This window comes from Deinococcus gobiensis I-0 (genome assembly GCF_000252445.1).
GTDB classification, from domain to species: domain Bacteria; phylum Deinococcota; class Deinococci; order Deinococcales; family Deinococcaceae; genus Deinococcus; species Deinococcus gobiensis.
Window position 1 is genome coordinate 36,369 of record NC_017805.1, and the last position, 25,034, is coordinate 61,402.

18 protein-coding genes and 1 pseudogene are annotated in these 25,034 nt (G+C 72.9%); 8 read left to right on the forward strand and 11 right to left on the reverse strand.

From position 1 onward, the window contains the following. The 8 genes and pseudogenes from DGO_RS21200 to DGO_RS24355 all read right to left on the reverse strand — a co-directional run. On the reverse strand, window positions 1-1,035 hold the full coding sequence (locus DGO_RS21200) for a GGDEF domain-containing protein (RefSeq protein WP_014695437.1): 1,035 nt from the start codon (window positions 1,033-1,035) through the stop codon (window positions 1-3). A gap of 162 nt (window positions 1,036-1,197) precedes the next feature. Further along, the gene (locus DGO_RS15210; protein WP_014695438.1) at window positions 1,198-1,833 is read right to left on the reverse strand and encodes a hypothetical protein; all 636 of its coding nucleotides are present in this window, start codon (window positions 1,831-1,833) and stop codon (window positions 1,198-1,200) included. A 57-nt stretch (window positions 1,834-1,890) separates the two neighbouring features. Continuing rightward, entirely contained in the window at window positions 1,891-3,135 is a 1,245-nt protein-coding gene (locus DGO_RS15215; RefSeq protein WP_043804267.1) for an ABC transporter permease, read from the reverse strand. Between the two features lie 68 nt (window positions 3,136-3,203). Further along, window positions 3,204-3,947, reverse strand: a complete 744-nt coding sequence (locus DGO_RS15220; RefSeq protein WP_043804103.1) for an ABC transporter ATP-binding protein — start codon at window positions 3,945-3,947, stop codon at window positions 3,204-3,206. Continuing rightward, window positions 3,944-5,314 carry an efflux RND transporter periplasmic adaptor subunit gene (locus DGO_RS15225; protein ID WP_014695441.1) on the reverse strand — a complete coding sequence of 457 codons (1,371 nt, stop codon included), beginning with the start codon at window positions 5,312-5,314 and terminating at the stop codon, window positions 3,944-3,946. Before DGO_RS15225 ends, DGO_RS15220 begins: the two co-directional genes overlap by 4 nt. Further along, window positions 5,311-6,087, reverse strand: a complete 777-nt coding sequence (locus DGO_RS23370; protein ID WP_338032432.1) for a TolC family protein — start codon at window positions 6,085-6,087, stop codon at window positions 5,311-5,313. Before DGO_RS23370 ends, DGO_RS15225 begins: the two co-directional genes overlap by 4 nt. Before the next feature lie 278 nt (window positions 6,088-6,365). Then, window positions 6,366-6,869 carry a TolC family protein gene (locus tag DGO_RS24350; protein ID WP_264371056.1) on the reverse strand — a complete coding sequence of 168 codons (504 nt, stop codon included), beginning with the start codon at window positions 6,867-6,869 and terminating at the stop codon, window positions 6,366-6,368. A 250-nt stretch (window positions 6,870-7,119) separates the two neighbouring features. Then, window positions 7,120-7,836: pseudogene (locus DGO_RS24355) on the reverse strand (TolC family protein); the annotation flags it as partial. Window positions 7,837-7,939: 103 nt separating this feature from the next. Here DGO_RS24355 and DGO_RS15240 point away from each other — a divergent pair. The 8 genes from DGO_RS15240 (at window position 7,940) to DGO_RS24760 (ending at window position 14,879) form a co-directional block, all read left to right on the forward strand. Next, window positions 7,940-8,626, forward strand: a complete 687-nt coding sequence (locus DGO_RS15240) for a response regulator transcription factor (RefSeq protein WP_014695443.1) — start codon at window positions 7,940-7,942, stop codon at window positions 8,624-8,626. After that, a complete protein-coding gene (locus tag DGO_RS15245; protein WP_043804106.1) occupies window positions 8,623-10,068 on the forward strand; it encodes a sensor histidine kinase in 1,446 nt (481 codons plus the stop codon). Before DGO_RS15240 ends, DGO_RS15245 begins: the two co-directional genes overlap by 4 nt. A 152-nt stretch (window positions 10,069-10,220) precedes the next feature. Beyond that, the gene (locus DGO_RS15250; RefSeq protein ID WP_014695445.1) at window positions 10,221-10,484 is read left to right on the forward strand and encodes a cold-shock protein; all 264 of its coding nucleotides are present in this window, start codon (window positions 10,221-10,223) and stop codon (window positions 10,482-10,484) included. A 107-nt stretch (window positions 10,485-10,591) separates the two neighbouring features. Further along, window positions 10,592-11,101 (forward strand): hypothetical protein, encoded by a 510-nt coding sequence (locus DGO_RS15255; RefSeq protein ID WP_014695446.1) that lies wholly within the window; start codon window positions 10,592-10,594, stop codon window positions 11,099-11,101. Window positions 11,102-11,246: 145 nt separating this feature from the next. Then, window positions 11,247-11,699 (forward strand): DUF1775 domain-containing protein, encoded by a 453-nt coding sequence (locus DGO_RS15260; RefSeq protein WP_014695447.1) that lies wholly within the window; start codon window positions 11,247-11,249, stop codon window positions 11,697-11,699. Between the two features lie 73 nt (window positions 11,700-11,772). After that, entirely contained in the window at window positions 11,773-12,171 is a 399-nt protein-coding gene (locus tag DGO_RS15265) for a copper resistance CopC family protein (protein ID WP_014695448.1), read from the forward strand. Between the two features lie 7 nt (window positions 12,172-12,178). Further along, on the forward strand, window positions 12,179-12,979 hold the full coding sequence (locus DGO_RS15270; protein WP_014695449.1) for a CopD family protein: 801 nt from the start codon (window positions 12,179-12,181) through the stop codon (window positions 12,977-12,979). A 64-nt stretch (window positions 12,980-13,043) separates the two neighbouring features. Then, window positions 13,044-14,879 (forward strand): autotransporter-associated beta strand repeat-containing protein, encoded by a 1,836-nt coding sequence (locus DGO_RS24760; RefSeq protein ID WP_014695450.1) that lies wholly within the window; start codon window positions 13,044-13,046, stop codon window positions 14,877-14,879. Window positions 14,880-14,958: 79 nt separating this feature from the next. Here the strand turns inward: DGO_RS24760 and DGO_RS21205 are convergent, their stop codons facing one another. From DGO_RS21205 to DGO_RS15290, 3 genes are read right to left on the reverse strand one after another with little or no spacing between them, the layout of a single operon-like run. Beyond that, window positions 14,959-18,009 carry an SdrD B-like domain-containing protein gene (locus DGO_RS21205; protein WP_145975430.1) on the reverse strand — a complete coding sequence of 1,017 codons (3,051 nt, stop codon included), beginning with the start codon at window positions 18,007-18,009 and terminating at the stop codon, window positions 14,959-14,961. Next, window positions 18,006-21,998: a hypothetical protein gene (locus DGO_RS24040; protein ID WP_014695451.1), complete on the reverse strand. Its 3,993-nt coding sequence runs from the start codon at window positions 21,996-21,998 to the stop codon at window positions 18,006-18,008. Before DGO_RS24040 ends, DGO_RS21205 begins: the two co-directional genes overlap by 4 nt. 14 nt (window positions 21,999-22,012) lie before the next feature. Then, a complete protein-coding gene (locus tag DGO_RS15290; protein ID WP_014695452.1) occupies window positions 22,013-24,730 on the reverse strand; it encodes a DUF11 domain-containing protein in 2,718 nt (905 codons plus the stop codon). Window positions 24,731-25,034: the final 304 nt, after the last annotated feature.

A 25,034-nucleotide genomic window follows, 5' to 3' on the forward strand; every position in this document is an offset into this window, starting at 1 on the left:
CTAGCCCTCCGGGGGTGGCCGGTCAGGCTGCCCCTGGGCCTTGTGGGCGTACATGGCCCGGTCGGCGCGGGTGAACCAGGCGGCGACCGTCTCGTGGGGGTGCCGGTGGACCGCGCCCACGCTCGCGCCCGCCTCCGGGTAGATGGCCCGCACGCGCGCGGTGACGTGCTCGACCAGGCGGCGCGCGGCCTCGGGACCGGCCTGCCCGAGCAGCAGGGCGAACTCGTCGCCGCCCAGACGGTAGACCCGGTCGCCCTGCGCCGCCGCCTGCACGAATCCGGCCGCGAAGTGACGCAGCAGGTCGTCGCCTGCCTGGTGGCCCTGGGCATCGTTGACCGCCTTGAGCCCGTCGATGTCGATGACGGCCAGCAGCGGCCGGGGACCGGCCTTCTCCAGATCGTCGTCCAGGGCTCGGCGGTTGTGCAGCCCCGTCAGCGGGTCGCGGTGCGCGAGTTCCGAGAGCGCCGCCTCGCGCGCCTGCGCCTGCACGAGCTGCTCGCGCGCCTGACTGAACGACCACAGCACCGCGATCAATGCCGAGTGCGTGAACAGCAGCACGAAGGGCAGGAACAGGCTGTCGACGGCGTTGCCGGCGCGGTAGGTCTGCAGGCTGTAGGGCAGCAGGGTCGCCAGCAGCAGCCCCAGGAACGCGCCCGCCCGCCTGACGGCCTGCCCCGGCGCGTAGCGCAGGAACCCGGAGACGTAGATGACGGTCATGAACAGCTCGACCGTGGTGCGGGTCATGGGCGTGGTGGGGTGGGTGGGCAGCACGTACAGCGCGTTGATCCACGCCAGCAGCAGGACCCCGGCGTATACCGGCGGCGCGGCGACGAACAGCCCCGCCTGCCAGCGCCGGGGCCCGAACAGCGCGAGCAGGTCGAACAGCACCACCAGCGTCAGCAGCGCCATGTAGATGTGCGGCGCGATCCGCAGGACCACGAGAATCCAGATGGTCAGGGAGGACGCGACCAGCGGCACCCACAGCAGGAACCTGGGCACGTCGGTATGGCGGAAGGCGGCGTTCAGGGCAGGCATGGGCGGGGCGGAGCCGAACAGGGGAGGGGCGCGGTGGACCGGCGGGAAGGACAGTCTGGATGGGGCGTCCTGACCACTTTGGCACAGACCTGCCCGGCCCGCTTCCTCAAGAGCGGCGCCGCCCTGCGCCCGGACGGCGAGGGGGCGGCGCCCGCAGGGGACCTACTTCTTTTGCAGCGTGGCGACGTAGGCCTTCAGGGCGTCGGCGTCGCGGCCTGACCTGAAAGGATTGAAGTTGGCGGGGTCGAACTGCCCCATGCGCCCGCCCTGGCCCTGTCCAGCCTGGCTCCCCTGTCCAGCCTGGCGCGGGCCGCCCTGCCCGAAGGCCGCGCTGCCGGGTATGCCGGGCAGGCGGGGCAGGCCCTGAGCCTGCGCGCCCTGCCGCTGGCCCCCCTGGGTCCGTCTCGCCTCACGGGCCTCCTCGGCCTTGAGGTGCAGGCTGTCCAGGGCCGTGAGCTGGCGGTCGTTCAGGAGCTTGTCCTCGATCTGCGCGAGGTACTTCCTGGCGTCGGCGGCCGTGACCGCGCGGGCCTTCTGGAGGGTGGCGATGATGGGCAGGAGCTGTTTGGCCTGCGCGCCCGTCAGCGCGGTCGCCTTGTTCTTTTCCAGTTCGGGCAGCAGGCGCAGGTCCTGCGCGAGGTCCATCACCGGCTGCATCTGGGCCATGCGGGCGCGCATCTCGGGGCTCAGGGCGCGTCCGGCCGCCTGGCCCTGGCCGCCCGGGGTCTGGCCGCTCTGGGCCGTGGCGGTGGCGAGCAGGGCGAGGACGATGGGGGCAAAGAAGTTGATCCTGGTCATCTGAACACTCCTGAAGCGGGAAAGAGGTCGTGGAAGAATAGGCCCGGTCTGCCGCGCCTATTCGTAGCGCAGACTGTCCACGGGGTCGAGTCGGGCGGCGCGGGCGGCCGGGTAGTACCCGAAGAACACGCCGACCAGGGCGCTGAACACGAAGGCCACCACGATGGGCGCGGCGCTGAACACCGGGGCGATGCCGAAAAACTGCCCTGCGTAGGCCGCCCCCACCCCCAGCACCAGCCCCAGCACACCGCCGCCGATGGAGAGCAGCGAGGCCTCGACCAGAAACTGCGTGAGGATGTCGCGCGGCTTGGCCCCCAGCGCCTTGCGCACGCCGATCTCGCGGGTGCGCTCGGTGACCGACACGAGCATGATGTTCATGATCCCGATGCCGCCCACCAGCAGGCTGATGCCCGCGATGGCGCCCACCAGCAGGGTCAGGGTGCCGGTCACGCTGCTCAGGCTCGCCAGGGCGTCGGCCTGGTTCTGCACCTGGAAGTCGAGGTTGTCGGGATCGGTCTGCTTGTGGCGCGTGCTCATCAGCTCGGTCACGTCGTCTTGCAGGGCCGTGAGGTCGCCGGCGCTCGCCGCCTGGAGGTAGACGTTACTGACCGTGGGCTGCCCCGAGGCGCTGTTGGTGCGCGCGAAACGCTGGGTGTAGGTGCTCAGCGGCACGAGCACCTGGCTGTTGGCGTTGCCGAAGCCGCTGTTGCCCTTGTCGGGCAGCACGCCGATCACCGTGAAGCTCACGCTGCCCAGGCGCAGGCTCTGGCCGACCACGTCCGCCGCCGACGTGTCCTCGCCGAACAGGTCGGTGACCACCTGCGCGCCGATCACGGCCACGCGCCGGCGGTTCGACACGTCGGCGTCGGTGAAGTACGCGCCGGCCGACACGGGGCTGTTGCGCACCGTCTCGTAGGCGGGCCAGGTGCCCAGCACCGTGACCTGGGCGTTGCTCGTGCCCTCCTTGGCCTGCACGCTGCTCTGCGAGGTGGGGGCCACCCCGGCCACGCGGTCCCCGAAGGCGGTGCTCAGGGCCTCGGCGTCCTTGACGGTCACGGTCGAGCGTGGGCCGCCGCGCACCAGGCTGCCGCCGCCCCCGCCCCGCGCGCTCTGCACGGTCAGGAGATTGGTGCCCAGCGACTGGAGGTTACGCGTGACGCCCGCCGTGCTGCCCTGCCCGATGGCGGTCAGCGCCACCACCGCCGCCACCCCGATGATCACGCCCAGCGCCGTGAGGACCGAGCGCAGCGGCGTGCCGACAATCGCGCGCCACGCGACCGTGAAGGCGCCGCCCAGCCCCAGCCCGCCCCCGCGCCGCGCGGGCCGCCCCTGGGCCGCCGCCTCGGCTTCGGGGTGTGGGACGAGGGCGGTCACGTGGCGCCTCCCTGCGGGGCCGCGCGCAGCCCGGCACGCGGGGTCTGGCAGAGGTCGGACTCGATCAGGCCGTCGCGCACGCGGATCACGCGCCCCGCATAGGCCCCGATGTCCGGCTCGTGCGTCACGATGACCACGGTGGTGCCCTCGGCGTGCAGGGCGCTGAACAGGTCCATGACCTCCTCGCTCGTGCGGGTGTCGAGGTTGCCGGTCGGCTCGTCGGCCAGCAGCAGCCGGGGCCGCCCGGCCAGGGCGCGGGCCACCGCCACGCGCTGCTTCTGGCCCCCGCTGATCTGCGAGGGCAGGTGGCCCGCCTTGCTCTCCAGGCCCACCCGCGCGAGCATCTCCAGCGCCCGCGCCCGCCGCTCGCGGGCCGGCACCCCGGCGTAGGTCAGGGGCACCTCCACGTTTTCCAGCAGGCTCAGGCGCGGCAGCAGATGAAAGGCCTGGAACACGAAGCCGATCTCGATGTTGCGGGCCTCGGCGCGCTCGTTCTCGCTCAGGGTGGTCACGTCGCGCCCGCCCAGGAAATACGCCCCCTCGCTGGGACGGTCGAGCAACCCGATCACCTGCATCAGCGTCGTCTTGCCCGAGCCCGAAGGCCCCATCAAGGCGACCATCTCGCCCTGGCCGATCTGCACGTCCACGCCCTTCAGGGCCTCGAAGACCACGTCGCCCTGTTCGTACACCTTGCGCACACCGCGCAGGTCCACGACTGCGCCCGCCGCGGCGCTGGTCACGGCAGGCCCCCGCCGAAGCCCCCGCCGGGAGGGCCGCCCTGCGACTGGCGGGTGTTGCCACTCGTGCCCGACGAGGCGCGGCGCGCGCTGCCCGGCACGATCACCTCCTGCCCGGATTCCAGCCCGCCGGTAATGACCGTGTTCGTGCCGTCGGTGGCGCCGGTCTGCACACGCACGCGCTCGGGCTCGGCGCCGTCCTTGGCGGGCACCTCCACGTAGCTGCGGCTGCGCACCGTCTGGATGGCCTTGCTGGGTATGAGCAGCCCCCGGTCCTCGCTCTGGATGATCTCGGCCTCGGCGGTCATACCGCTGCGCAGCCTGTGGTCGGCGTTGGGCAGCTCGACCGTCGCCGTGAACACGCTGATGCCGCTCGACTGCGTGGCCCCCGGCGAGACGCGTGTCACCTTGCCGGTGAAGGTCTGGTCGGCGAAGGCGTCGAGGGTCACCTCGGCCGTCTGGCCCACCCCCACCCCGCTGATCTGCGTCTCGTCCACCTGCACCGGCAGCGCCAGCACCGAGTCGTCGATGACGGTCAGGATGCTCGCGCCGCTCGTCACGACCGTGCCCTGCGTGGCGCTGACCGTGCTGACCACCCCCGTGATGGGCGCGTACACCTTGAGCTTGGCCTGGGCGTCCTCGGCGGTCTGGAGGCTCTGGCGGGCCTGCTGCACGGCGATCTCGTTGCCGCGCAGGGTCTGGGTGTCGCCCCTGGTCCCGGTCTGGGCCTGGGTACGCGCGCTGGCGAGGCTTGCCTGGGCGTTTTGCAGGCTCAGCTCCGCCTTCGTGACGGCCGACTGCGCGTCTGCGACCGCCTGCGTGCTCGCCGCCCCGATGGCCGCGAGCTGCCGCTGGGCGCTCAGGGCGCGCTCGGCGTCGCTCAGGGTGGCTTGGGCCTGGGTCACGCTGCCGGCGGCCTGGGTCACGCTGCTCTGGCGGTTCGCCGCCCCCGACGCCTGCGAGGCGCGGCCGGCGTCCAGGGTGGCCTGGGCCTTTTGCAGGTTCAGGCGGGCCGTCTGCACGTTCTGGGCCACGTCGCTGCTGCTCAGGGTGGTCAGCAGTTCGCCTTTCGTCACGCGCTGACCCACCGCCGGCAGCGCGCCTACCGTCGCGGTGAGGTCGGCACCGACCGTGCGGGTCGCGCCCGCCTCCAGCGTGCCGGGGCCGCTGACGCTGACCCGCACCGTGCCCGGCTGCGCGGCCTGGGTGGTGGTCGTGGGGGCGGCGCCGGCGCTCGCCTCGGCGCGAGTATGCCGCTCCCACAGCACGCCGCCCACCCCGCCCGCGAGCAGCAGTCCCGCGATCACCCAGGGCCAGACGCGGCGCCGGACCGGGCGCGCCGCCCTGACCGGGGCGGGCGCGGCCGTCATAGGGTGCCCCCGATGCCGGTTAGGTTCTGCCCGCTGGCGACCGACAGGGCCGCGAGGGCCTCCAGCACGTTGTTCTGGGCCTGGAGGCGGCTGTATTGCGCCTTTTTCAGTGCCAGCTGCGTGGCCTGAAGCTCGACCGCGCTGATGGTGCCGCTCCTCAGGCGGGCGGCGTCCTGGGTATAGGTCTTCTGGGCGGCGGCCTCGCGGTTCAGGGCGACCTGTTGCAGCTCATAGGCGTTCTGGGCGGTCTGGTAGGCGCTGGCGAGGGTCTGGGCCGCCGTCTGTCCGGCGCTGCCCACGCTGCGCTGGGCATTGGCGAGGGCCGTCTGGGCGTCTTGCAGGGTGCGCGCGGGCGTGAAGTCGTTCGTGGCGAGCTTGACGCTCAGCTGCGCGGCGCTCAGCTCGTTGTTGGCCGACACCAGGGCGCTCAGGCTGCTCAGGCCGCCCTGGAGGCCCGCCAGGGTCGTGCTCAGCTTGGGCACGCTCACGGCGCTGCCGGCGCGCACGCCGCTGCCCAGGCCGGTCAGGGTGGCGAGGCGGGCCGAGGCGAGCGTGACCTGCGCGCGGGCGTCGGCGAGGGTCTGGGTGCTGGCCGAGAGGGTGTTCTGGGCGTTCTGCACGTCCAGCGCCGTGGCGTTGCCCAGCCCCTGCTTGACCTGCGCGACCTGCACGGCCTTCTGGTCGGTCTGGACCTGCAACGTCTGGACCTCGACGTTCTCCTGCGCTTCGAGCAGCGCCGTGTAGGCCCCGACGGTGCTCTGCATGGTGTTCATGCGCGCCCCACGCAGGCTGGCCTGGGCCAGGCCAGCGGCGTTCTGCGCGCTCAGCTTGGCGGCGACCAGGCTGCTGGGGTCGGCCTGCGCGGCGCGGTTGGCGGCCTGCGCCTTGTCGAGGTTGGCCTGCGCGGTCTTCACGTCGCTGTTGTTGTTCAGGGCGGCCTGCACGGCGCTGCCGGCGCTGGTCGCCGTCTGGGCCTGGGCCGGCGCGGCGAGCAGCAGGGCGCCCAGCAGGAAGGTGAAGGTGGGCAGGGCGGTCGGGGTCGGGGTACGGGTCACTGGAGGCCTCCGGCGGCGTTTTCGAGTTGGATGAGGTTGATCTGGGCGGTCGCGCGGGCATTTTGCAGGGCGCGCTCCGCCTGCCCCTGGGCGAGCTGGGCCTGGGTCACGTCGTCGGCGGTGCCCACCCCGGCCGTGAGGCGGGTCTGGGCGGTCTGTACCCCCAGGCGGGCGACCTCGACCCCGGTGACGAGGCTCTGCAGGGAGATCAGGCTCGCCTGCGCGGTGGCGTAGCGGGTGCGCACGTTCAGTTCGGCGTTCTGCTGGGTCACGTTCAGCGTGAGCTGGGCCTGGGTCACGTTCGCCTGCGCGGCCGACACCTGGGCCTTCAGGGCCGGCGAGTACACCACGTAGCTGCCCGTCACGCTGGCGACCACGCGGTTGGTGCCCGACGAGGAACTGCCGGTGCCCAGCGGCACGGTGTACCCGGCCGAGGCGGTGCCCTGCTTGAGGTTCAGGCTGGCGTTCAGGCCGCCGCTGCCCGAGGGGCCGTAGCGCACCGAGGCGGTCAGGTCCGGCAGCGTGGCGTCGCGCTGCTGGTCGGCCAGGGTCTGGCTGCGCGTCGGCGAGGTCGTTGCGGGCGCTGACCACGTCGGGCAGGGTGCCCCGCGCCCGGGCGACCAGCGCCGCGAGGTCCGGCAGCGTGAAGCTCTCGCCGGGGGCCGTCGTGAAGCTGACCGCGCCGAGGTCGGTGCCCAGCGCCGCGCCCAGGCCCAGGCGCGCGGCGTCCAGGCTGGCGCGCGCCTGGAGCTGCGTGGCCTGCGCCGACTGCACCGCCGCCTGGGCGCTCAGCACGTCCTCGTCGGTGGCGTTGCCGCTCTGGCGCTGAGTCTGGGCGACCTCCAGCTGCCGCTGGCGCAGGGCCAGGGTCTGGTCGGCCAGCGTCACGTCCTGCGTGGCGATCACGCCCGCGAGGTACTGCTGGGCGACGTTCAGGCGCGCGGCCGCCTGGGCCGCGACCAGCCGCGACTGTGCCAGGGTCAGGCTGCGCTGGGCGGCCAGCAGGCTGTTCTGGCTGCTCGACCAGGGCAGCAGGCCCAGGCTCACGTTCACGCCCGCGCTGCCGCTCAGGCTGCCGGCTCCGGTGGTCGTCTCGCCGCTGCTGTCGGTCGCGGCGCCGCCGCCCGTGTAGCCCGCGTTGCCGCTGACGCTCACGCTCAGGCCCAGGGCGGCGCGCGCGGCGTTCAGGTTGGTCTGGGCCACCCCCACGCTCAGGCTCGCCTGCGTCACGCTGGGGGCCTGGGCCAGCCGCGCCAGGGCGGCGTCCAGGGTGAGCTCGGTGGCTGCGGGGGCCGTCTGGGCGGTCTGGGCGGCGGCCAGGCTGCCCGGGCCCAGCGCGCCCAGCCCCAGGGTTCCCAGATGCAGGGCCAGGCCGAGCAGCAGGCTTCCGGGCCGCCGCGTTCGGCGCGCGGCAGTCCGGTCGGGCGAGGGCCGGGGCAGGGGAGGAGCGTTCATGCGGCGCAGCATCGCGCCCCTGTGAGAAGGGGGTTCGCACCTTTTTTGAAGATTTGTCGAAGACGCCCCGCCGCCCCTTCGCAGGGCCTTCACGCCGGGCCTCTACCATGCGGTCATGAGCGCCCTGATCTTGATCGTCGAGGACGAGCCGCAACTTGCGGAGGTGCTGGAAGCCTACGCTCGGCAGGAGGGCTACCGCACCGAGCGGGCCGCCGACGGCAACGCGGCCCTCACGGTGTTCCGGGCGGCGCACCCCGACCTGATCCTGCTCGACGTGATGCTGCCGGGGCGCAGCGGCCTGGAGGTGCTCAAGGCCGTGCGCGCTGCGGGCGCCACCCCGGTCATCCTGGTCACGGCGCGCGCCGAGGAGACCGACCAGATCGTGGGCCTGGAACTCGGGGCCGACGACTATGTGGTCAAGCCCTTTCGTCCCCGCGAGGTGATGGCGCGCGTCAAGGCGGTGCTGCGCCGCGCCAGTCAGCTGCTGGGCGACTCCGAGGACCGCCCGCTGCGCGTGGGCAGCCTGGAGGTGGACCGCCGCGCGGTGGCCGCCCGCGTGGACGGGCAGGCCCTGAGCCTCACCCCGGCCGAGTTCCGGCTGCTCGCGCAACTGGCCGAGGTGCCGGGGCGGGCCTTCACCCGCGAGGAACTGCTCGCCCACGCCCTGCCCGACAGCGACGCCCTGGAGCGCGTGGTGGACGCCCACCTCGCCAGCGTGCGGCGCAAACTGGACGCGGCGGGCGCACCGGGCATGCTGCGCACCGTGCGCGGCGTGGGCTACCGGTTGGAGGCGGCCTCTTGACCCAGCCGCCTGGCGTCCCCGGGGGCCGGCGCGCTCCGCCGCTGGCGGCCGTGCTGCTGCTGGCGATGCTGGCGGTGGTGGCGCTCGCGCTGGGCAGCACCTTCTTCTTTTCCAACCTGGCGGTCGAGCGCGAGTTCCGGCGTCTGCCGCCCGAGGTGCAGGCCTACCTGCGCGCGCAGCAGGAGGCCCAGCGTCAGGGGCAGGTGCTCACGCCCACGCCGCCGGTGCCCGAGATCCGCACCGGGTCGCCGGCCGATCCCTACCTGCCGCCCGGCTGGAGCAGCCCCGGCGTGGCCGGCGAGACGGTCACGGCCGCCGGGCGCGTGACGGTCGTCGAGGACGGCGCGCGGGTGCGCCGCACGCAGACGGCCGGCCGCACCTCCGGCGCGGACACTACGCCGGGGACGGGCGGGGAGGCCAGCGGCAACGCGGCCACCCCCGGCAGCGGCGGCCGCCGCTGGACTCCGCCCGACAGCCGGCGCTCACAGGACTTCCTGCGCAACATCCAGGACAGCCTCGTGCAGGTGGGGCTGGTCGCGGCGCTCGCCTCGGCGGCGCTGGCCTTCTGGCTCTCGCGGCGGCTGGCGCGGCCCATCACGGCCGTCTCGCAGGCGGCGCGGCGGCTGGCACAGGGCGACCTCGCCGTACGCGCGCCCTGGCCGCCGCCCGAGTCGCGTATCCCCTGGGCCAGCGGCGAGCGTGAAATCATCGACCTGGCCCGCTCCTTCAACGAGATGGCCCAGAGCCTCCAGGCCCTGGAACGCGAGCGGCAGCAGGCGGTGGCCGACATCGCCCACGAGCTGCGGACCCCCATCGCGGTGATGCAGGCCCGGCTCGACGCCCTGGAGGACGGCGTGTACCCGCTGAATACCAGCCAGATCGCCCTGCTCAGCACGCAGACGCAGCTCCTGACGCGGCTGGTCGGGGACCTGCGCACCCTCACCCTCGCGGACGCCGGGCGGCTGGCCCTGAAGCTGCGCGACACCGAACTCGGACACCTCGCCGCCGAGGTCGTGGGCGGACTTCAGGACCAGGCGGCGCGCCGGGGCGTGCGGCTCGACGTGCAGGCCGCGCCCGCTCCGCTGTATGCCGACCCCGACCGCGTGCGTCAGGTCGTGACCAACCTCGTCGAGAACGCGCTGCGCCACGCCCGCGCGCAGGTGCGCGTGCAGGTCGGGCCCCGCGAGGGGGGCGGCGTGGTGCTGTTCGTCGACGACGACGGCTCGGGCATTCCGGCGGGCAGCCGTGAGGCGGTGTTCACCCGCTTTACCCGCCTCGACGAGAGCCGCGCGCGCGATACCGGCGGCAGCGGTCTGGGCCTCGCCATCGTGCAGGCGCTCGCCCAGGCCCACGGCGGCGCGGCGCAGGCCGGCGAGAGTCCGCTGGGCGGCGCGCGCCTGAGCGTCACCTTTCCCGGGTCCCGGGCGCTCCCGGCCGCCTGACCGGGACAGGCCCCACGCGCCCTTCTGTAAGACCAGTTGCTATCGTGGGGGCGAGAGGCGTATAGTGTGCATTCAGTAGTTCCCAAGTACGCAGTGAAAGGCGCACGAGGCAAGCTCGTGTGCTGTTGTTGTGCTTGGTCAAGGGGTTGAGTATGGCTAACGGTAAAGTGAAGTGGTTCAACGCGGAGAAGGGTTTCGGTTTCATCGAGTCGGCGGGCGGTCCCGACGTGTTCGCGCACTTCAGCGCGATCCAGGGCAGCGGCTTCAAGAAGCTCAACGAAGGCGACGAAGTCGAATTCGAAATTGAAGAAGGCCAGCGCGGCAAGGGCCCCCAGGCCAAGAACATCGTCGTGACCAAGGCTGCTCCGGTCAGCTCGTACAACGACCGTCCGGCCCGCCGCGACGACCGCTGGTAAGCCCTCCCCCGAACACACGGGAGCCCTTCGGGGCTCCTTTTTTTTGGCCTGCCGCCTGCGCGCGGCAGGACATGTTGCCCGGGAGCGTGCGCTAGGGTGGGCCACGAATGTTCCTGAGCTCCGAACCCCAGTTCGCCCTCTGGCCGCGCGGCCAGCGGTGGCTGCTGGTGGTTCTCACCCTGCTCGCCTCGGTGGCCCACCTCGCCCGCAGTCCGCAGGCGGGGGGACTGGGCCTGCCCGGCGTGTGGGTGGCGGTGTCGGCCGGGGCCACGCGGCAGGCCGAGGCCGCACCGGACCGGATGGCCGGGATGGACATGCCGGGCGCGGGACCGGCGCACGCAGAGGCCGGGGGACATGCCCACGCGGCCACGTCGCCGGCCGCCGCGCCCGGCCTGAGTGACGCCGCGCCCAACGCTCCCCCCCATCATGATCACTACACGGACGCCCACTGTCCGTTCTGCCTGACTGCCGGGTTCGCGCTGGAGGCGCAACCGGCCATTTTCATTTTCGGCCTCGCGGCGCAGGTGGTGCGGGCCCGGGCGGCGCGTCCAGAGCCGCAGCTGGCCGCCGTGCGCCACGCCGACGCGCGGGCCCCGCCCCGCAGCGCGCGCCGCTGACCCCAGAGACGGGCCTCATGGCCGGGACCCGGGGTCAGGCGGCCTGCTCCGCCCGCCCCTCTGCGGGGCCGGGACCGCGCGGCGCGGAGATCGCCTGCGCGGTGGCCGGTCCCATCCTTCCCGACCCATCCCCGAGGCCACCCCTATGCTGCGTTTCAACACCCTGATGACCCTGTCCGCCGCCCTGCTGCTGTCTTTCGCCGCCGCACACGCCACCGTCCGCACCGAGACGGGCCTGACCGAGAGCAAGGCCGGGGTCAGCGAGACCTACCGCCTGAACGTCCCGACCGAAAAGGAGATTCCCACCACGGCCGTGCGCCTCGTGGTGCCGGCGGGCGTGACCATCACCCGCTTCCAGGTGCTGCCGGGTTTTACCCGTAGCGTGGTCAAGAACGCCGACGGCCTGATCACCGAGGTGACCTGGCGGGGCCGCGTCGCGCCGCAGGAATACGCCCGCTTCTTCTTTCAGGCGCGCAACCCCGCGCAGCCCGGTGAGGTGGCCTGGAAGGTCTACCAGACCTACGCCGACGGCAGCGTCGTCGCCTGGGACGATACCAATCCCGAGCAGACGCCGGCGAGCAAGACGACCGTCAAGTAAACGGCCGGGCGCGGCCACGCCCTGACCACGTGACCCGCCCGGCGGCCCCGCGTCGCCGGGCCGGAGGTTTTCCATGAACAAGCGAATTGCCCTGCTGCTGGCCCTGGGTCTGTCCAGCGCCCTGGCGCACACGGCCGTCACGGCCGTCACGCCCGCCATGAACGCGACCGTCGCGCCGCCCAGAAGGGTGCAGCTCAGGTTCAGCGAGCCCATCGAACTGCGCTTCAGCACCTTCCGCGTGATGGCCGTGCCTGCCGGGATGGCCCCGCAGGCCGCCGCCGCCGCCGCCCTGGCCGAAAAGGCCGACTCCGCGAAGGTGGTCAGCCTGCCGCTGGAACGCGCCACCCTGGCCGCCCAGCTCGGCCTGCCCCTGAAGCCGGGCCTCAAGGCGGGCACCTATGTCGTCGCCTGGAAGATCCTGTCGGAAGACGGGCACCCGGTCACCGGCTTCAGCACCTTCAAGGTGCAGTGAGGCGCACGTGACGGCGCTGCTCGGCGGCCTGGGGTTTCTGGGCCTGACCCTGCTGCTGGGGGGGGTGTGGACCCGGCGCGCGCTCACGCCGGGAACGCCGCCCCTGTGGGTGCCCGGCCTGGGGGCGGCGCTGCTGCTGCTCGGCTGGGGAGGGCAGGCCGCCCTGACCCTGAACGTGCTGGGCATGACTGCCCCGACCGACGCGCTGGCCTACCTGACCGACACGGGCGCGGGCCGTAGCCTGCTGCTGGGCCTGATGGGCGCGGCGCTGCTGCTGGCCGCCGAGCTGAGCGGCTGGCCCAGGGCCCTGGCCCTGCCCTGCGCGGCCCTGATCCTCTGGGGCGCGGCCGGCCTGGGCCACGGGGCCGGGCATGGCCCGGGAGTGCGGCTGCTGCACGCCCTGCACGCCGGAGGTATGGCGGTCTGGCTGGGCGGGGTCCTGGCACTGCTCCTCAGCCGCCCGGCCACGGCGGCGCAGGCGCGGCGCTTTACCCCGGCCGCCCTGGGCGGTGTCGGGGTGCTGGCGGTCACGGGCCTGCTGATGGCTGCCGAGCACCTGTCGTCGCTGGCCGAGTGGACGGGGACCGCCTACGGCCGCACCCTGCTGCTGAAACTCGGTCTGGTGGCGCTGGCCCTGCTGGCGGCCGTGGCGGTCCGGCGGCGCTTTGCCCGGCAGCTCGGCGTACGCGCCGCCCTGGCCCGCGAGGCGGCGGTGCTGCTGGCGGTGGTCGGGGTCACGGCGGCGCTGACCACCCAGGCTCCGCCCAGCCACGCCGGCAGCGCCCACGCAGCCCACGGGGAACGATAGGGCCGGGAGAGGGGAGGCTGCCCGGCTGACGCGCCGCTGAAGATCGGTGCTTAAGGTCCCCTTCATGTCTTTCCTGCGCCCCCTTTCGGCCGGCAGTCTCCTTCTCGGTACCCTGCTGCTCTCGGCCTGCACGTCCAGCATGTCGGTCACCGCGCCTACCGCAACGGCTCCCGCGTCGCGCGGGGCAGCCGAAACGGTGCCGGTGCCCGGCGTCGCGGCCTACGTGGACAACTACGCCGCACTCCAGAAAGAAGGCACGGCCGGCGTCGCCCTGCTGAGCGGCTTCGCGCAGCTCTGGAAGCCCGGCGCGACCTGGGACACCGGAACGGTCCTGAACTCGGCAGTGCTGGACGCCAGCCTGAACTACTCGGTCAAGGTCACGCAGGAGCGCACCGAGGCGCAGGAGATCGCCGCCTACTACGACGACCGCCAGAACCAGACCTACAGCGTCCAGAGCGGCCTCGGCCCGCTGACCGACGCCTACCGCAGCGGCGCGCGCGCGGCGACGAGCATCAAGCCCTACGCCTCCTACGGCAGCTTCGCGGCGTTCCGGGCCGCGACCTCCGCCGCCAAGGAGGACGACACCAACACCAGCAACGCCGGGGGCGACGTGACCTCGGCCGACCTGGGCGACACTGTCAAGCTCGTAGGGACGGTGCGCAGCCTCTCGACCAGCCCGGCCAAGGCCTTCTACCTCTACCCGCGCCCCTGGCGGCAGAGCACCTCGGTGATCGTCGCGCCCTCGCTGCTGCTGGCGCGCAGCTCCACCCCCGCCACCGACGGCGGTTTCCCGAGCGGCCATACGAACGGGGCGTACCTCGCGGCGCTGGCGCTGGCCTACGCGGTGCCCGAGCGCTTCCAGGAACTCCTGACCCGCGCCTCGGACCTGGGCCAGGACCGCATTCTCGCGGGCATGCACTCGACTGTGGACGTGATGGGCGCGCGCCTGATGGCGACCGCCCACGCGGCAGCCATCCTGAACGACCCGGCCAACGCAGCGATCAAGGCCAACGGCTACGCCCAGGCGCAGAAATATCTCCAGGCGCGCACGGGCAGCACCGCCGACACCTTCTTCGCAGCGGCCCACAGCGCCCCGCTGAGCAGTGATCCCTATGCCGACCCGGCCACCAACCGCGCCACCTACCTGGCCCGCATGACCTACGGCCTGCCGCGTGTGGGGGCCTCCGGCCAGACGGCGGCCGTGCCCAAGGGCGCAGAGGTGCTGCTCGAAACGCGTCTGCCGTACCTCGACGCCGCGCAGCGCCGCGCGGTCCTCAAGACCACGGCCCTGGATTCGGGCTATCCCATCCTCGACGACGCCGAGGGCTGGGGCCGCCTGAACCTCGTCGCGGCGGCCGACGGCTACGGCGCGCTCAGCGGCGACGTGCGCGTGACCATGGATGCGGGCAAGGGCGGCTTCAATGCCCTCGACCGCTGGCGCAACGACATCTCGGGGACGGGACAGCTCGTCAAGCTGGGCAGCGGGCAGCTGCGCCTGAGCGGCGCGAACACCTACTCGGGCGGCACCTGGGTCCAGGCGGGTACGCTGGCGGGCGACTCGGCGGGCGCGTTCGGCCGGGGAGATGTGTATGTCGGCGGCGGCACCCTGCTCAGCGACGTGACGGGCGAGGCCTCCATCGCGGGCAACTACGGCCAGGTGTCGGGCGCGGTCCTGGACCTGCGGCTCGAAGGCGCGCAGGACAGCCTGAAGATCGGCGGCGACGCCGTGGTGGGCGGCACCCTGAGCGTGACCTTCGCCCAGAAACCGGCGGCGGGCACCCTGGTCACCGTAATCCGTGCCCGCAGCGTGCAGGGCCGGTTCGACCGCGTGACCGTGAACGGGGCAAACGCGGAAGTGACCTACGTGACCGGCGGCGTGCAGGTACGCGTCGGCCAGTAAGGCCGTCCCGCAGGTCATGAGCGACCGGCCCCCGTCAGCAGGGGGCCGGTCGCTCATGGCCGGGGAAGGCCGCGCGGCCTCAGGGGACCTGCACCGTGAAGCAGCTCTGGCCCGAGGCGTTCGGAGCCAGGGTGGGAATCCTCACCCGTACCTGCCGCCCCGTGACCTCGCCGTCGTCGTCGCCGGCGGCGTCGGTCAGGGGCGCGCCGTCACGGGTCAGGGTGCCGGGCACGTAGACCAGGGGAGCATTGAAATCGTCGGCCAGTCGCAGGTCGCTCAGGAGGTCGCTGCCGTCGTTGCGGTAGGTCAGGCAGTATTCGAGCTTCTCCTGCGGAAGGGCGGTGGCGCTGGAGCCTGCCCCGCCGGAGGTCAGGTTGCGCACGGTCTTGGTCAGGGTGGCCCGGCCCAGCACGACCACGGTGGTCGTGTCGCGCACCGTGCGCGGGTCCGTCACGGCGCTGCCCGACCACGTCAGGCGGGCCTCCACGTCACGTGTGTCCTTGTCGCCGGCGTTCAGGTCTTTCGGGACGGTGACCTGCACCTCGATGGCGCACGCGCTCAGGCGGCCGTCCGGGTCGCGTGGCCAGCTGTCGTCCACGGTGAAGGTCGTCACGGCGACGCGCTCGGACGCCTGCACGGTGCCGTCGCAGTTCAGGTCGCGGAAGAAGGTGGAGGTCGCGCCCGGCGTCCCGTTCGCCGTGGCCGTGAGGGTCACGCTGCCCTGGGTGCCGGGCCGGAACAGGTGGGTGTAACTCGCCGTGCCCGGACTGAAGGCCGTCGCGTTGCCGTCGGGGGTGAAGGTCGAGAGGCCCACCAGCCCGAAGCGCCGCACGAGGTCGCGCCCAGCCGACACGTCCAGGGCCAGCGGGCTCACGCCTGTCCCGCTGAGGTCGGTCGCCAGTACGGGCGAAGTGCCGGCCCCCTGGTCGTAGCCTGTGGGGGTGATCCCGCTGCCCGTGACCGTCAGGGCGGCGGCGGTGCCCAGGCTGGCGGGCCAGTAGAGGGCGTAGGTGCCGTCCGCAGCGCTCTGGACGGTGCGGGTGGTGCCGGCGGCGCTCAGGCTCACGGTCACGCCGCTCAGGCCCGGTTCGGTCCCTTCCTGCACCGCGTTGTTGGGGGCCGCGTTGTTGACGGTGGCCGACGTGTCCCGGCCGTCGTCGCGGAACAGCACGCCGCGTACCCGCGCGCCCGCGAACAGTCCGAAGTCCTGGTTCGTGACCGGCTGGGCCGCGACGGTCACGTCCCGCGCACCGGTTTCCGGGTTCACGAACAGCCAGCCGGCGGGCGGCGCCGGGGTCGGGTTGCTGCCCGAGTTCGTCACGATCAGGCGGTACTGCCCCGAGGGCACGTCGGCCAGCGAATAGCTGCCGCTGCCGCTCAGTGCGGCCGTCCCCGTGATCTGCCCGTTCTGCACGAGGTTGACCGAGACGGCGGGTACGCCCGACTCCTCGCCGGGGTCGCGCACGCCGTCGGGCTGCACGTCGCGGTAGACCACGCCGCTGACCGTGCACAGGCTGTTGACCCCGAGCACCGTAAACACGGCCTGCCCCACGCGGATGCCCAGCAGCCCCAGCAGGGGATCCACCACGTCCCCCAGCACGGCCGTCAGGACCGGCCCGACCACGTTGGTGGTCGCCGTCTTCAGCGGCGTGGTCAGGGTCGAGATGACCGTGTTCGTGATGGCGGTCAGGTTCAGGTTGTTGAGCAGGGGATTGGGCACCAGGACGCTGACGGTCGCCCCCCCGCCCAGAAGGCTGATCTCCAGGTTGTTCACGAGCGTGGTGGTCAGGGAGGCGATGGAGACGGTACCCGAGGTAAAGGTCCGCGTCTGGGGAAAGGAACCGCTGAAGGTACCGGTCTGGGTCGCCGGGGTGCCGCTGGCGACCGAGCGCACCTGCACCGTGACCGGCACCGTGACCGTCGCCAGGGTGGTGTTGGGCGCGAGGGTGGTCGCCAGATTCAGGTTGACCGTCAGGTTGGCGGCCGTCGCCGGGGTCACGTCGGCCGGGCTCAGGATGCGGCTGCGGTTGAAGAACACCGAGTCGGCGATCTGGCCGATGTACAGGTCGGCTATGCCGGGCCGGGCCGTGAGGGTCAGCACTCCGCCCACGGGGTCGATGCTGGCGATGGTGCCTTCGGCCTTGGCGACCTCGGCGTACACGCTCAGTTTCAGCAGGCCGTTTTGCTGCGTGGCCCCGGCCTGGACCCGGAGGCCCAAGGGAAGGATGGAGGACACGGCCGCCGTCAGGCTGGTCAGGGTGCTCGCGTCCACCGAGAGGCCCTGCGTCAGCTCCACATCCAGCTTGAGGCGGATGGCGGCGGTGTGCAGGGTGGTTCCGGCCGGGCCGCAGGTGTAGACCGGCGGCTCGACGACCTGCGCGTACACCCTCAGCGAGGCGAGGCCGGACAGGCCCAGGGCCGCCGGATCGACCGTGATGGGGGTCGGCGTGGTCGCCACGTTACGGAAGTTGTAGAGCTGAAGGCTGCCGGTGAGGAGGTCCAGCACATTGAGGCGGATGTCCGCGAGCGCGCCCGAGGGAAGCTGGATGTTCAGCAGGTCGCCCAGGCGGATGCGCCCGCCCAGCGCGCCGAGCTGCGTGCCCAGCGCGTTCAGGGCGCTCACCTGGGCCGTGTTGCCGTCGGCCTGCGCGACCTGCGCCAGCGCCGTGACGAGCTGGCCGACACTCAGGTCGGTGCTCAGCACCTGGGCGGTGCTCGACAGGTTGAGGTTCAGGCGCAGCCGCTCCAGCAGGGCGTTCAGGCCGACCGAGCCCTGCGTCAGGCCGTTCCAGTCGACCACCGAGAGGTTGACGGCCGTGCCGGGCAGCAGGGTATTCAGCAGCAGGTTCAGCAGCGGTCCCTGCTTGCTGTCCACGCTGGCCAGCCGGGGACCGACGGCCACGCAGGCCCCGCCCCGGCAGCTCTGCGCCGAGCCGAGGCTGACCGGAACCAGGCCGGCCAGGCACAGCAGCGTGACCAGGGCGCGCGCCGCGTGGGCTCCGGCGCGGCTGCGCAGCGCGCGCAGCGCAGTCCGGGCGGAATGGAGAGAAAAGGGGCGAAGACCGGGCGATGGACGACGCGCGTCCGGCACCTGTCCGCGAGTGCGGGACTCAGACGCAAGCCGGCTCATGGAGTGCCTCCTGCACGGGTGGAATCGGTGGGGGCCGCGCCGGAGACCGGAGCTCCGGAGACGCGGCCGCCCGAGAAGTCGAGGCGAACCGAGAAGCCGCTCTGGGTGTTCCACAGGCCGCCGGCCGCGCCGGGTACGCGGCCCCAGGTGTAGCCCGCGACGACCCACAGCGGTTGCTCGGGGCCGGTCAGGCGGTAGCGCAGGTCCAGGGTGGCGCCGTGGTCGGTCTGGCCCAGCACGGGCAGCCAGACCAGCCCGGCCCCCGCCCCGACGCCGAAGCGGTCGGTCACGTCCACCACGGCCCCCAGGGTCAGGCCCAGGACACTGCCCTCGGCGTCGCCCAGCGGCACGCGGTAGGACACGGAGGGTTGCAGGCTCAGGGGACGGTTCAGCAGCCGGCGCGACAGGGCCACGTTGGCCTGGGCCTCGCCTTCCAGCACGGTGCCGGGGTCGCTGCCCAGCGTGCCCGGCGGCAGGGTCGTGCCGGTGGTGAGGCGGTGGGTGGTGAGCAGCGAGAAGTCCTCGCGGCGCAGCGCGTAGCTCAGGCCGACGCGGGCCTCGGGGGTGGGCAGCAGTTGCCCGTTGGCGTCCAGCGAGATGGTCTGGCCTTCACCGAGCTGCCCGGTCACGCCGCCGCGCAGCGCCGCGCGGGGCTGCCCGTTGCTCAGGCCCACCTCGCCGCCCAGGGTCGCCACCAGCCGCTCGTCGGCGTAGCGCAGCCCCGCGCCCACGGTCGCCCCAAGGGTCCCCGAGGACATGTCGCGGTCCACGCTGGCGCTCAGGTTGGCCCCCAGGTGCTCGTTCAGGGCCAGCGGCACGTCCAGCCCGAAGCGGGCGCGCGAGGATTCCCCGGCCGCGCCCGGCAGCAGGTACGCCACGCTGAAGTTCGAGCGGCCCACGCGCTGGCGCAGGGCGAATTCGCCGGTGGGCCCGGCGCCGGGTCCACGGCCCCAGATCTGGCGCACCAGCGCCTCGGCGCTGAGGGTATCGGTCACCGCGTAGCGCACGCCGAACCGGGTTTCGGGCGCGCGGCCCGAGCCGGTGACGGGCTGGGCGTGCTGCACGTCGGCGCTCAGGCGGCCCGATTCGTAGCGGCCCAGTCCCAGCACGCCGAAGCTGCCCGTGTTCCAGTCGTAATCGGCCCCGGCCCCCAGCGACAGCGCCCCGAAGCGGCGCTCGGCCGTCGCCTCGCTGCGTGCGCCCGTGGTCTCGAAGCGCTGGCGAAGGGTCAGGCGGGTGTCGTTCAGGCGGTAGCTCACCGAGGCGGTGCCCAGTGGCTGCTCGCCCGCCACGGCGCTCAGGTTGGCGTCGGCGCTCAGCGGGCCCCGCTCGCCGCGCAACTCGGCGCTCAGGCGGCCCTGCGGGTAGAGCGGGTCCTGGGCGTAGGCCAGGCGCGCGCGCAGCTCGGGGGTGGTGTACGCCGCCGAAGCGCCGAAATAGAGGCGCCCCAGCCACGCCGCGCCAGCCTGCACGCTCCAGGGACCGCTGGCGTATTCGGCCCCGACCCCGGCGGCCACCAGGCTGCGTTCGCTGCCCAGCGGCGCGAAATTCACCACGATCTCGACCGGCGCGAAGCTCTCGTCGAAGGCCGAGAGGGGCGAGGCGAGGACCAGCAGCCCCCCTTCCTCCAGGATGTAGTCCTGACCGGGAACGAGCAGCCGCTCCTGTCCGGCCGAGCGCACGCTGACGCGCTCGGTGCCGGGCTGTGCGGCCTGGGGCAGCCGGTAGGTCCGGCCACCGTCGGCGCGCAGCGTGACCACGTCCAGCGCCGGGGCGATCAGGCCCGCGAAGCCCTGCACGCGCACCGGACCGCGCACCTCGGCGCGCAGGGCCGTGCCCGCGCCCAGCGTGTTCAGGCCCGGTATGCCCAGCGGCGCGGCGAAGTAGCCCAGACTCAGGTCGCCGCGGTCGTAGCGCACGGCGAAGCCGTCGGCCGAGCGCAGGGCGGGCTGGGCCTCGGCCGCGCTGCCCGTGACCGGGAAACGCGGCGCGGTGGGCGAATCGGGCAGGCCGCCGGTGTCCAGGGCGGCGCGTACCTGTCCGCCTAGCAGCGGGCCCTCGGCGTAGGCACGGGCCTGGGCACGCACCTGCACGCCGTCCGCGCCGAACTGTGCCCCCACGCTGCCCTGGTAGAGCGACAGCGAGCCGGAGGCCTGGCCCGCGTAGAGCCGTGTGCGGGTTTCGAGGCCGCCCAGGGCCGCCCGCACGGTGATCTCGCGCCCCGTCGCGACCGGCGCGAGCCGCAGCCGGGCCACGCCGCCGCTCAGGGCGACCTGATAGCCGCTCTCGGCCGGAGCGGCGTCGGGGGTCAGGGGCTCGGCGTCGGTGTCGACCGTCACGAAGCCCTGACCCCCGGCCACGCCCGCCGCGTCGAGCGCCTGAATCTCGATCTCCAGCGGGGTGTGGCCGTCGGCCAGCAGCGTCACGGGCCGCACGCTCAGGGTCCGGATCGCGCCCGCGACCGTCACCTCGACCGTTTCGCGTCCGCTGTCCGTGCGGGCCTCGATCACGTTCAGGCCGGGCCGCAGCGCCACGCCCACGTAGGTCAGGCGCCGGGTTCCGGGAGCTTCGCCCGGACCCTGCTGGCCCAGGCGGTCGGCCCCCACCTGCACGCCGTTGACCCACAGGTCCAGCGCGCCCTGCGCCGGGCCTTCGAGCACGACGCCCGTGTCCGTGCCGCCGCGCAGGACGGTGCCGGGCAGGGGCGAGCGGATCAGGCCGCTGGGGGCGCTGGCCGGGGTGGCCTGCGCCGTGGCCGTGGCCGCTGCGGCTGCCCCGGCCGCTCCGGCCGGCAGGGCGAAGTCGGCGCGGGCCAGCCCCCGGACCTCGGCCGTCTGCCGCCAGCTCTGCGGGGCGCGGGTCCCGGCGGCCAGGGACGCCGGGTCCAGTCCCACGAGCCACGGCCCCGGCGCGAGGTCGCGGAAGGTGTAGTTGCCCGCCGCATCGGTCAGGACCTGAAGACCGCTGGGCAGGATGACGCGCGCTCCGGCCACCGGCTGATCGCCGTCTCCGAAGCGCCCGTCGCCGTCGCTGTCCACATAGACGCGGCCGATCAGGGTCCCCAGTGCCCCGACCGCGTCCACGATCCGGACCTGCGCCGTGGCCGGGGCGCTCTGGAGCAGGCGCAGGCTGGCGACCGCCTCGGCCTGGGCCGGCACGGTCAGCCGGCCGTTGCCCACGCCGACCACCCGCAGCGTGTAGGGCAGGTCCAGACGCTCGCCGGGATTCACGCGGCGGGTCCAGGTCAGGACCTGACCGTCCGCGCCGGCCTCGACCTGAGGCTCGCCGTCGCCCGCCGAAGCCACGTACGTGGCGTTCGTGGGCACCAGGGCGCGCACGGTGACCGTCAGCGCCTCTGTGGCCGTATGGCTCAGCGACAGCACGAACGGCGCGCGCTCTCCGCTGCGCACCGTTTCGGCCCCCGCGCGGTGGATCAGGTTCAGCGCGGGGGTCGGTAGGGCCACGCGCACGCTCGCCACGGTGCGGCGCTCTCCGCACGACACCGACACGCCCACCTCCAGCGCCTCCGGCAACTGCACCGCGCGGCTGGCCGAGAGGCCCAGCAGCAGCGTGCGCGACTCGCCGGTCGCCAGGGTGACGCTGCTCAGGGCCGCGCCGTCGGGCGCGCCGTCCCCGTTGGTATCGGCGAAGAACGACGTGCGCAGCGAGGACGCCAGGTCGGCCGGCAGCTGGGCTTCCAGCCGGATTTCGCCGGGCGCGCCGTCTTGGCGCAGGGTGAAGGGCACGAACAGGGCGCCCGCGGCCGGAAGGGCCGGGGCACCGTTGACAGCGCCGAAGTTCAGCGCCGGGGAACAGAGCAGTTCACGGCGCAGTTCGACCGTGTTGGACGAGACGACCTGGGGAGTGTCGGAGCCGGCGACGTGCAGGGACGCGGTGTTCTGCACCGTGCCCTGGGCCGCCGCCCTTCCCGAGAGGCCCCCCAGCAGGAGGCCAAGGGTGATGAGGGTGGGGACCAGGGTCTGTTGCATCGTCGCCCCGCCCCCTAGCGGATCCGCACGTCGAAGCGGACGGTGAAGCTCTGGTTCGCCGTGAAAAGGTCCTTTGCGTCCACGAGGCCGTCGTTGTTGCCGTCTACGCCGATCCAGATGACGCGGCCCGGCAGAGCGGTCGGGGCAGCGGTCGTCCAGGTCTGGCCGTTGTCCACGCTGTAGCGCAGGTTCACGCCGTTGCCCGAGGCGCTGACCGCCACGAAGTCGGTGTTGTCCGGCAGCCTGTCGCTCACGTAGACCGAGTTCTGCGGGGCGTCGCCGGTGTTGGTCGCGACGATGGTGTACCGGATCAGATCTTTGGGAGCGACGGCGGCGCCGTTCGCCAGCGGGGAAACGGTGGTGCAGTTCGTGTTGCCGTTGCTGTCGGTCGCCGTGCACAGGGCCGCGGCCTTGGTGACGGTCGCGCTCGTGCGCAGGGCCGTCGTGGTGTCCACGACCGTGACGGTGCTGGTCGAAGCCGACCCGCTGGCCGTGACGACCGCGCGGATCGCCGCCGCCTCGCTGTCGTTCGCGACCGCCACATAGGTCGCCGGAATGCTGACCCGCACGTACACCGGGGTGCCCGCGCCCTGCGCCAGCGCCAGTCCGGTGAGGCTGGGCGAGAAGGTGACGTTGTCGGTCGAGAAGGTGTAGGTCCAGCCCTTGGGCGACGTGAAGGCCGGAACGTCCACGGTCACGGCGCTGTTGCTGGTGTTTGTCAGGGTGTGCGTATAGGTCACGCTCGTTCCGGCCACGGCGGTGCCGGCGTTGTCGGGCACGAAGGTCGCCGCCGCCACGCCGCTGACCCCGACGGTGTTGGTGACGGTGCTGGTGCGCGAGGGGGTGGTGGTGCTGGTGGCCGTGAACTGCACCGGCTCGCTGCCTGCCGTGCGGCCGGGGGGCGGCGTGACGTCCGCGATCAGGCACAGGGTCGCGCCGGGGGCGATGGCCGGGGTCTGGGTGATGGGTGCGCCGTCGGGCGTGCCGTCACAGTTGGTGTCGAGGTAGAAGACCGGCGTGCCGTAGCCGCTGGGCACGGTCGAGGTCAGGGCGTAGGCCTCGGGGACCGGCGCGCCGTTCTGCACTTCCAGTACGAAGCGGGCGGGGGTGCCCGGCGCGGCCGTCACGGTGACGGGCGCAGTGCTGGGCGGGGTCGCGGCGTTGCCGTCGCCGTTGCCCAGCACCACCGGTCCGGCGGCGTTGACCTGCGGCACGCGGTCGGTGGTGTAGTCGGGCGTGCCGCCGTTGGGGGTCGCCGCCACCCGGATCTCGGCGTTCTGGAGGCTGGTCGAGGGCAGCGGAATGTCGCACTGCGCCGCGAGGTCCACGCTGCCCCCGGCCGGCAGGCTCACGGTGCTGCTCAGCGGACTGGTGTTGCCGTTGGCGTCCACGTTCAGCACGCGGCAGGTCCACCCGGCCGGCGCCTGGTCCACCGCCACGCTGAAGGTGTTCAGGGCGTTGCCGGTGTTCAGCAGGGTCTGCTTGAAGGTGACCGAGGTGCCCGCCGTCACGGGTGCGCCCAGCGTCTGTACGTCGCCCGCGCGGGTGATGGTCTGCCCGCCGAAGACGTAGGTGCCCGCGCCGTCGCCGTTGGGGAACCCGAAAGGACCGACGGCCGCGCTGCTCACGCCCGCCACGGTGTTGTTGGTCGTCTGGCTGATCGCCTCGCCCGCGTCCGCGCCGTCGCCGTCGCCGTTGCCGTCGAAGGTCAGGGTGGCGGTATTGGAGAGGTCGGTGCCCGCCGCCGCGCCCACCGGTACGGTCGCCGTGAAGCGCAGGGCATAGGTGCTGTTCTGAGGGAAGAAGGCCCCCGACCCGCTGATGAGCAGGCCCACGGCATTGACGGTCGCGAGGTTGGCGGGCGCGGTGGCCGTCCAGTTCGTGCCGCCGTCGGTGGAGTACAGCAGCGTTGCCGTACCGGCCACACTGCCGCTCGTCGGGTCCACGCTCGCCAGGCGCATGCCGCCGGGCAGGACGTCGCGCACGAAGATGCCGTCGCGCGGTACGCCGTCTACCGTCACGACGCCGGTCACGCCCCCCGCCGCCGTGGCCGAGCTGTTGCTGCCGGTCGCTGCGTAGCTGACGGTGGAGCCCGGCGCGACCGCTCCGGCCGGGGCGGCATTGAAATTCAGGCTCAGCTGCGCGCTGTTGGTCACCCTCACGCGCGCGTAGTTGTTCTCGTCCACGATGGTGGCGTCGCCCGCCGACACGGCGCGCAGCGAGAACAGGCCGCTCGTGTCCGCCGGCGCGGTCGCCGGGGTGCGCACCGACACCAGGACATTGGTCTGGGCGTCGGCAGCCAGGGTCACCGAGGTCAGCGCTGGGCCGTCGGGCACGCCGTTTTTGTCGGCGTCGGCGTAGATGACGACGTTCGTGAAATCGAAATCGTCATTGGTGGTCGGCTGGACGACGCTGAGGTTGAAGGTGTCGCTGCCGTTGCCGCTGTTGGTGATCGTGTAGGACACGAGGCGGTCCTGACCGGCAAAGGCCCCGAAAATCCGCGAGGCCGGAACGTTGGTCGCGTCGGCATCGGGGGTGACGCTCAGGGCGTAGACCTGGCGCACCACGACTTCGACGGCCAGCGAGCTCGCCTGTCCGGGCGTACCTGCCGCCGTGTTGTAATCCAGCGTAGCGGTGTTGCTCACGCGTGTGCCGGCGGGGGTACCCACGGCCAGCGCACCGGTCGTCAGGGCAAGGGCGGCCGTCCAGAACAAGGAACGGGAACGGGTCATGCGGAACCTCCTGAGGGACGGGCGGAAAGGGGGCGGGCCTTCGGAACGTGGAACGTCGGCAGAACCTTCGGCTTGCAGTTTTACGGTGAGGCCAGCCTAAGAAGCGGGCTGTCACAGCTTCTCTCTCCTCTCTCACATCTCGCACATGAAACGTAAAGGAGTAGGGCAACCCATGGCCGTTTTACGCACAGAGACGAAGACGCCTGCCGCGCTCCGTCCTCCTGTTCCCCCATCGGGGGGGAGTCTGGCCGGGAGCCGGTCGGCCCCTCGCCGGAAATCTTCATGGGTGTCGGCGTCTGGGCTC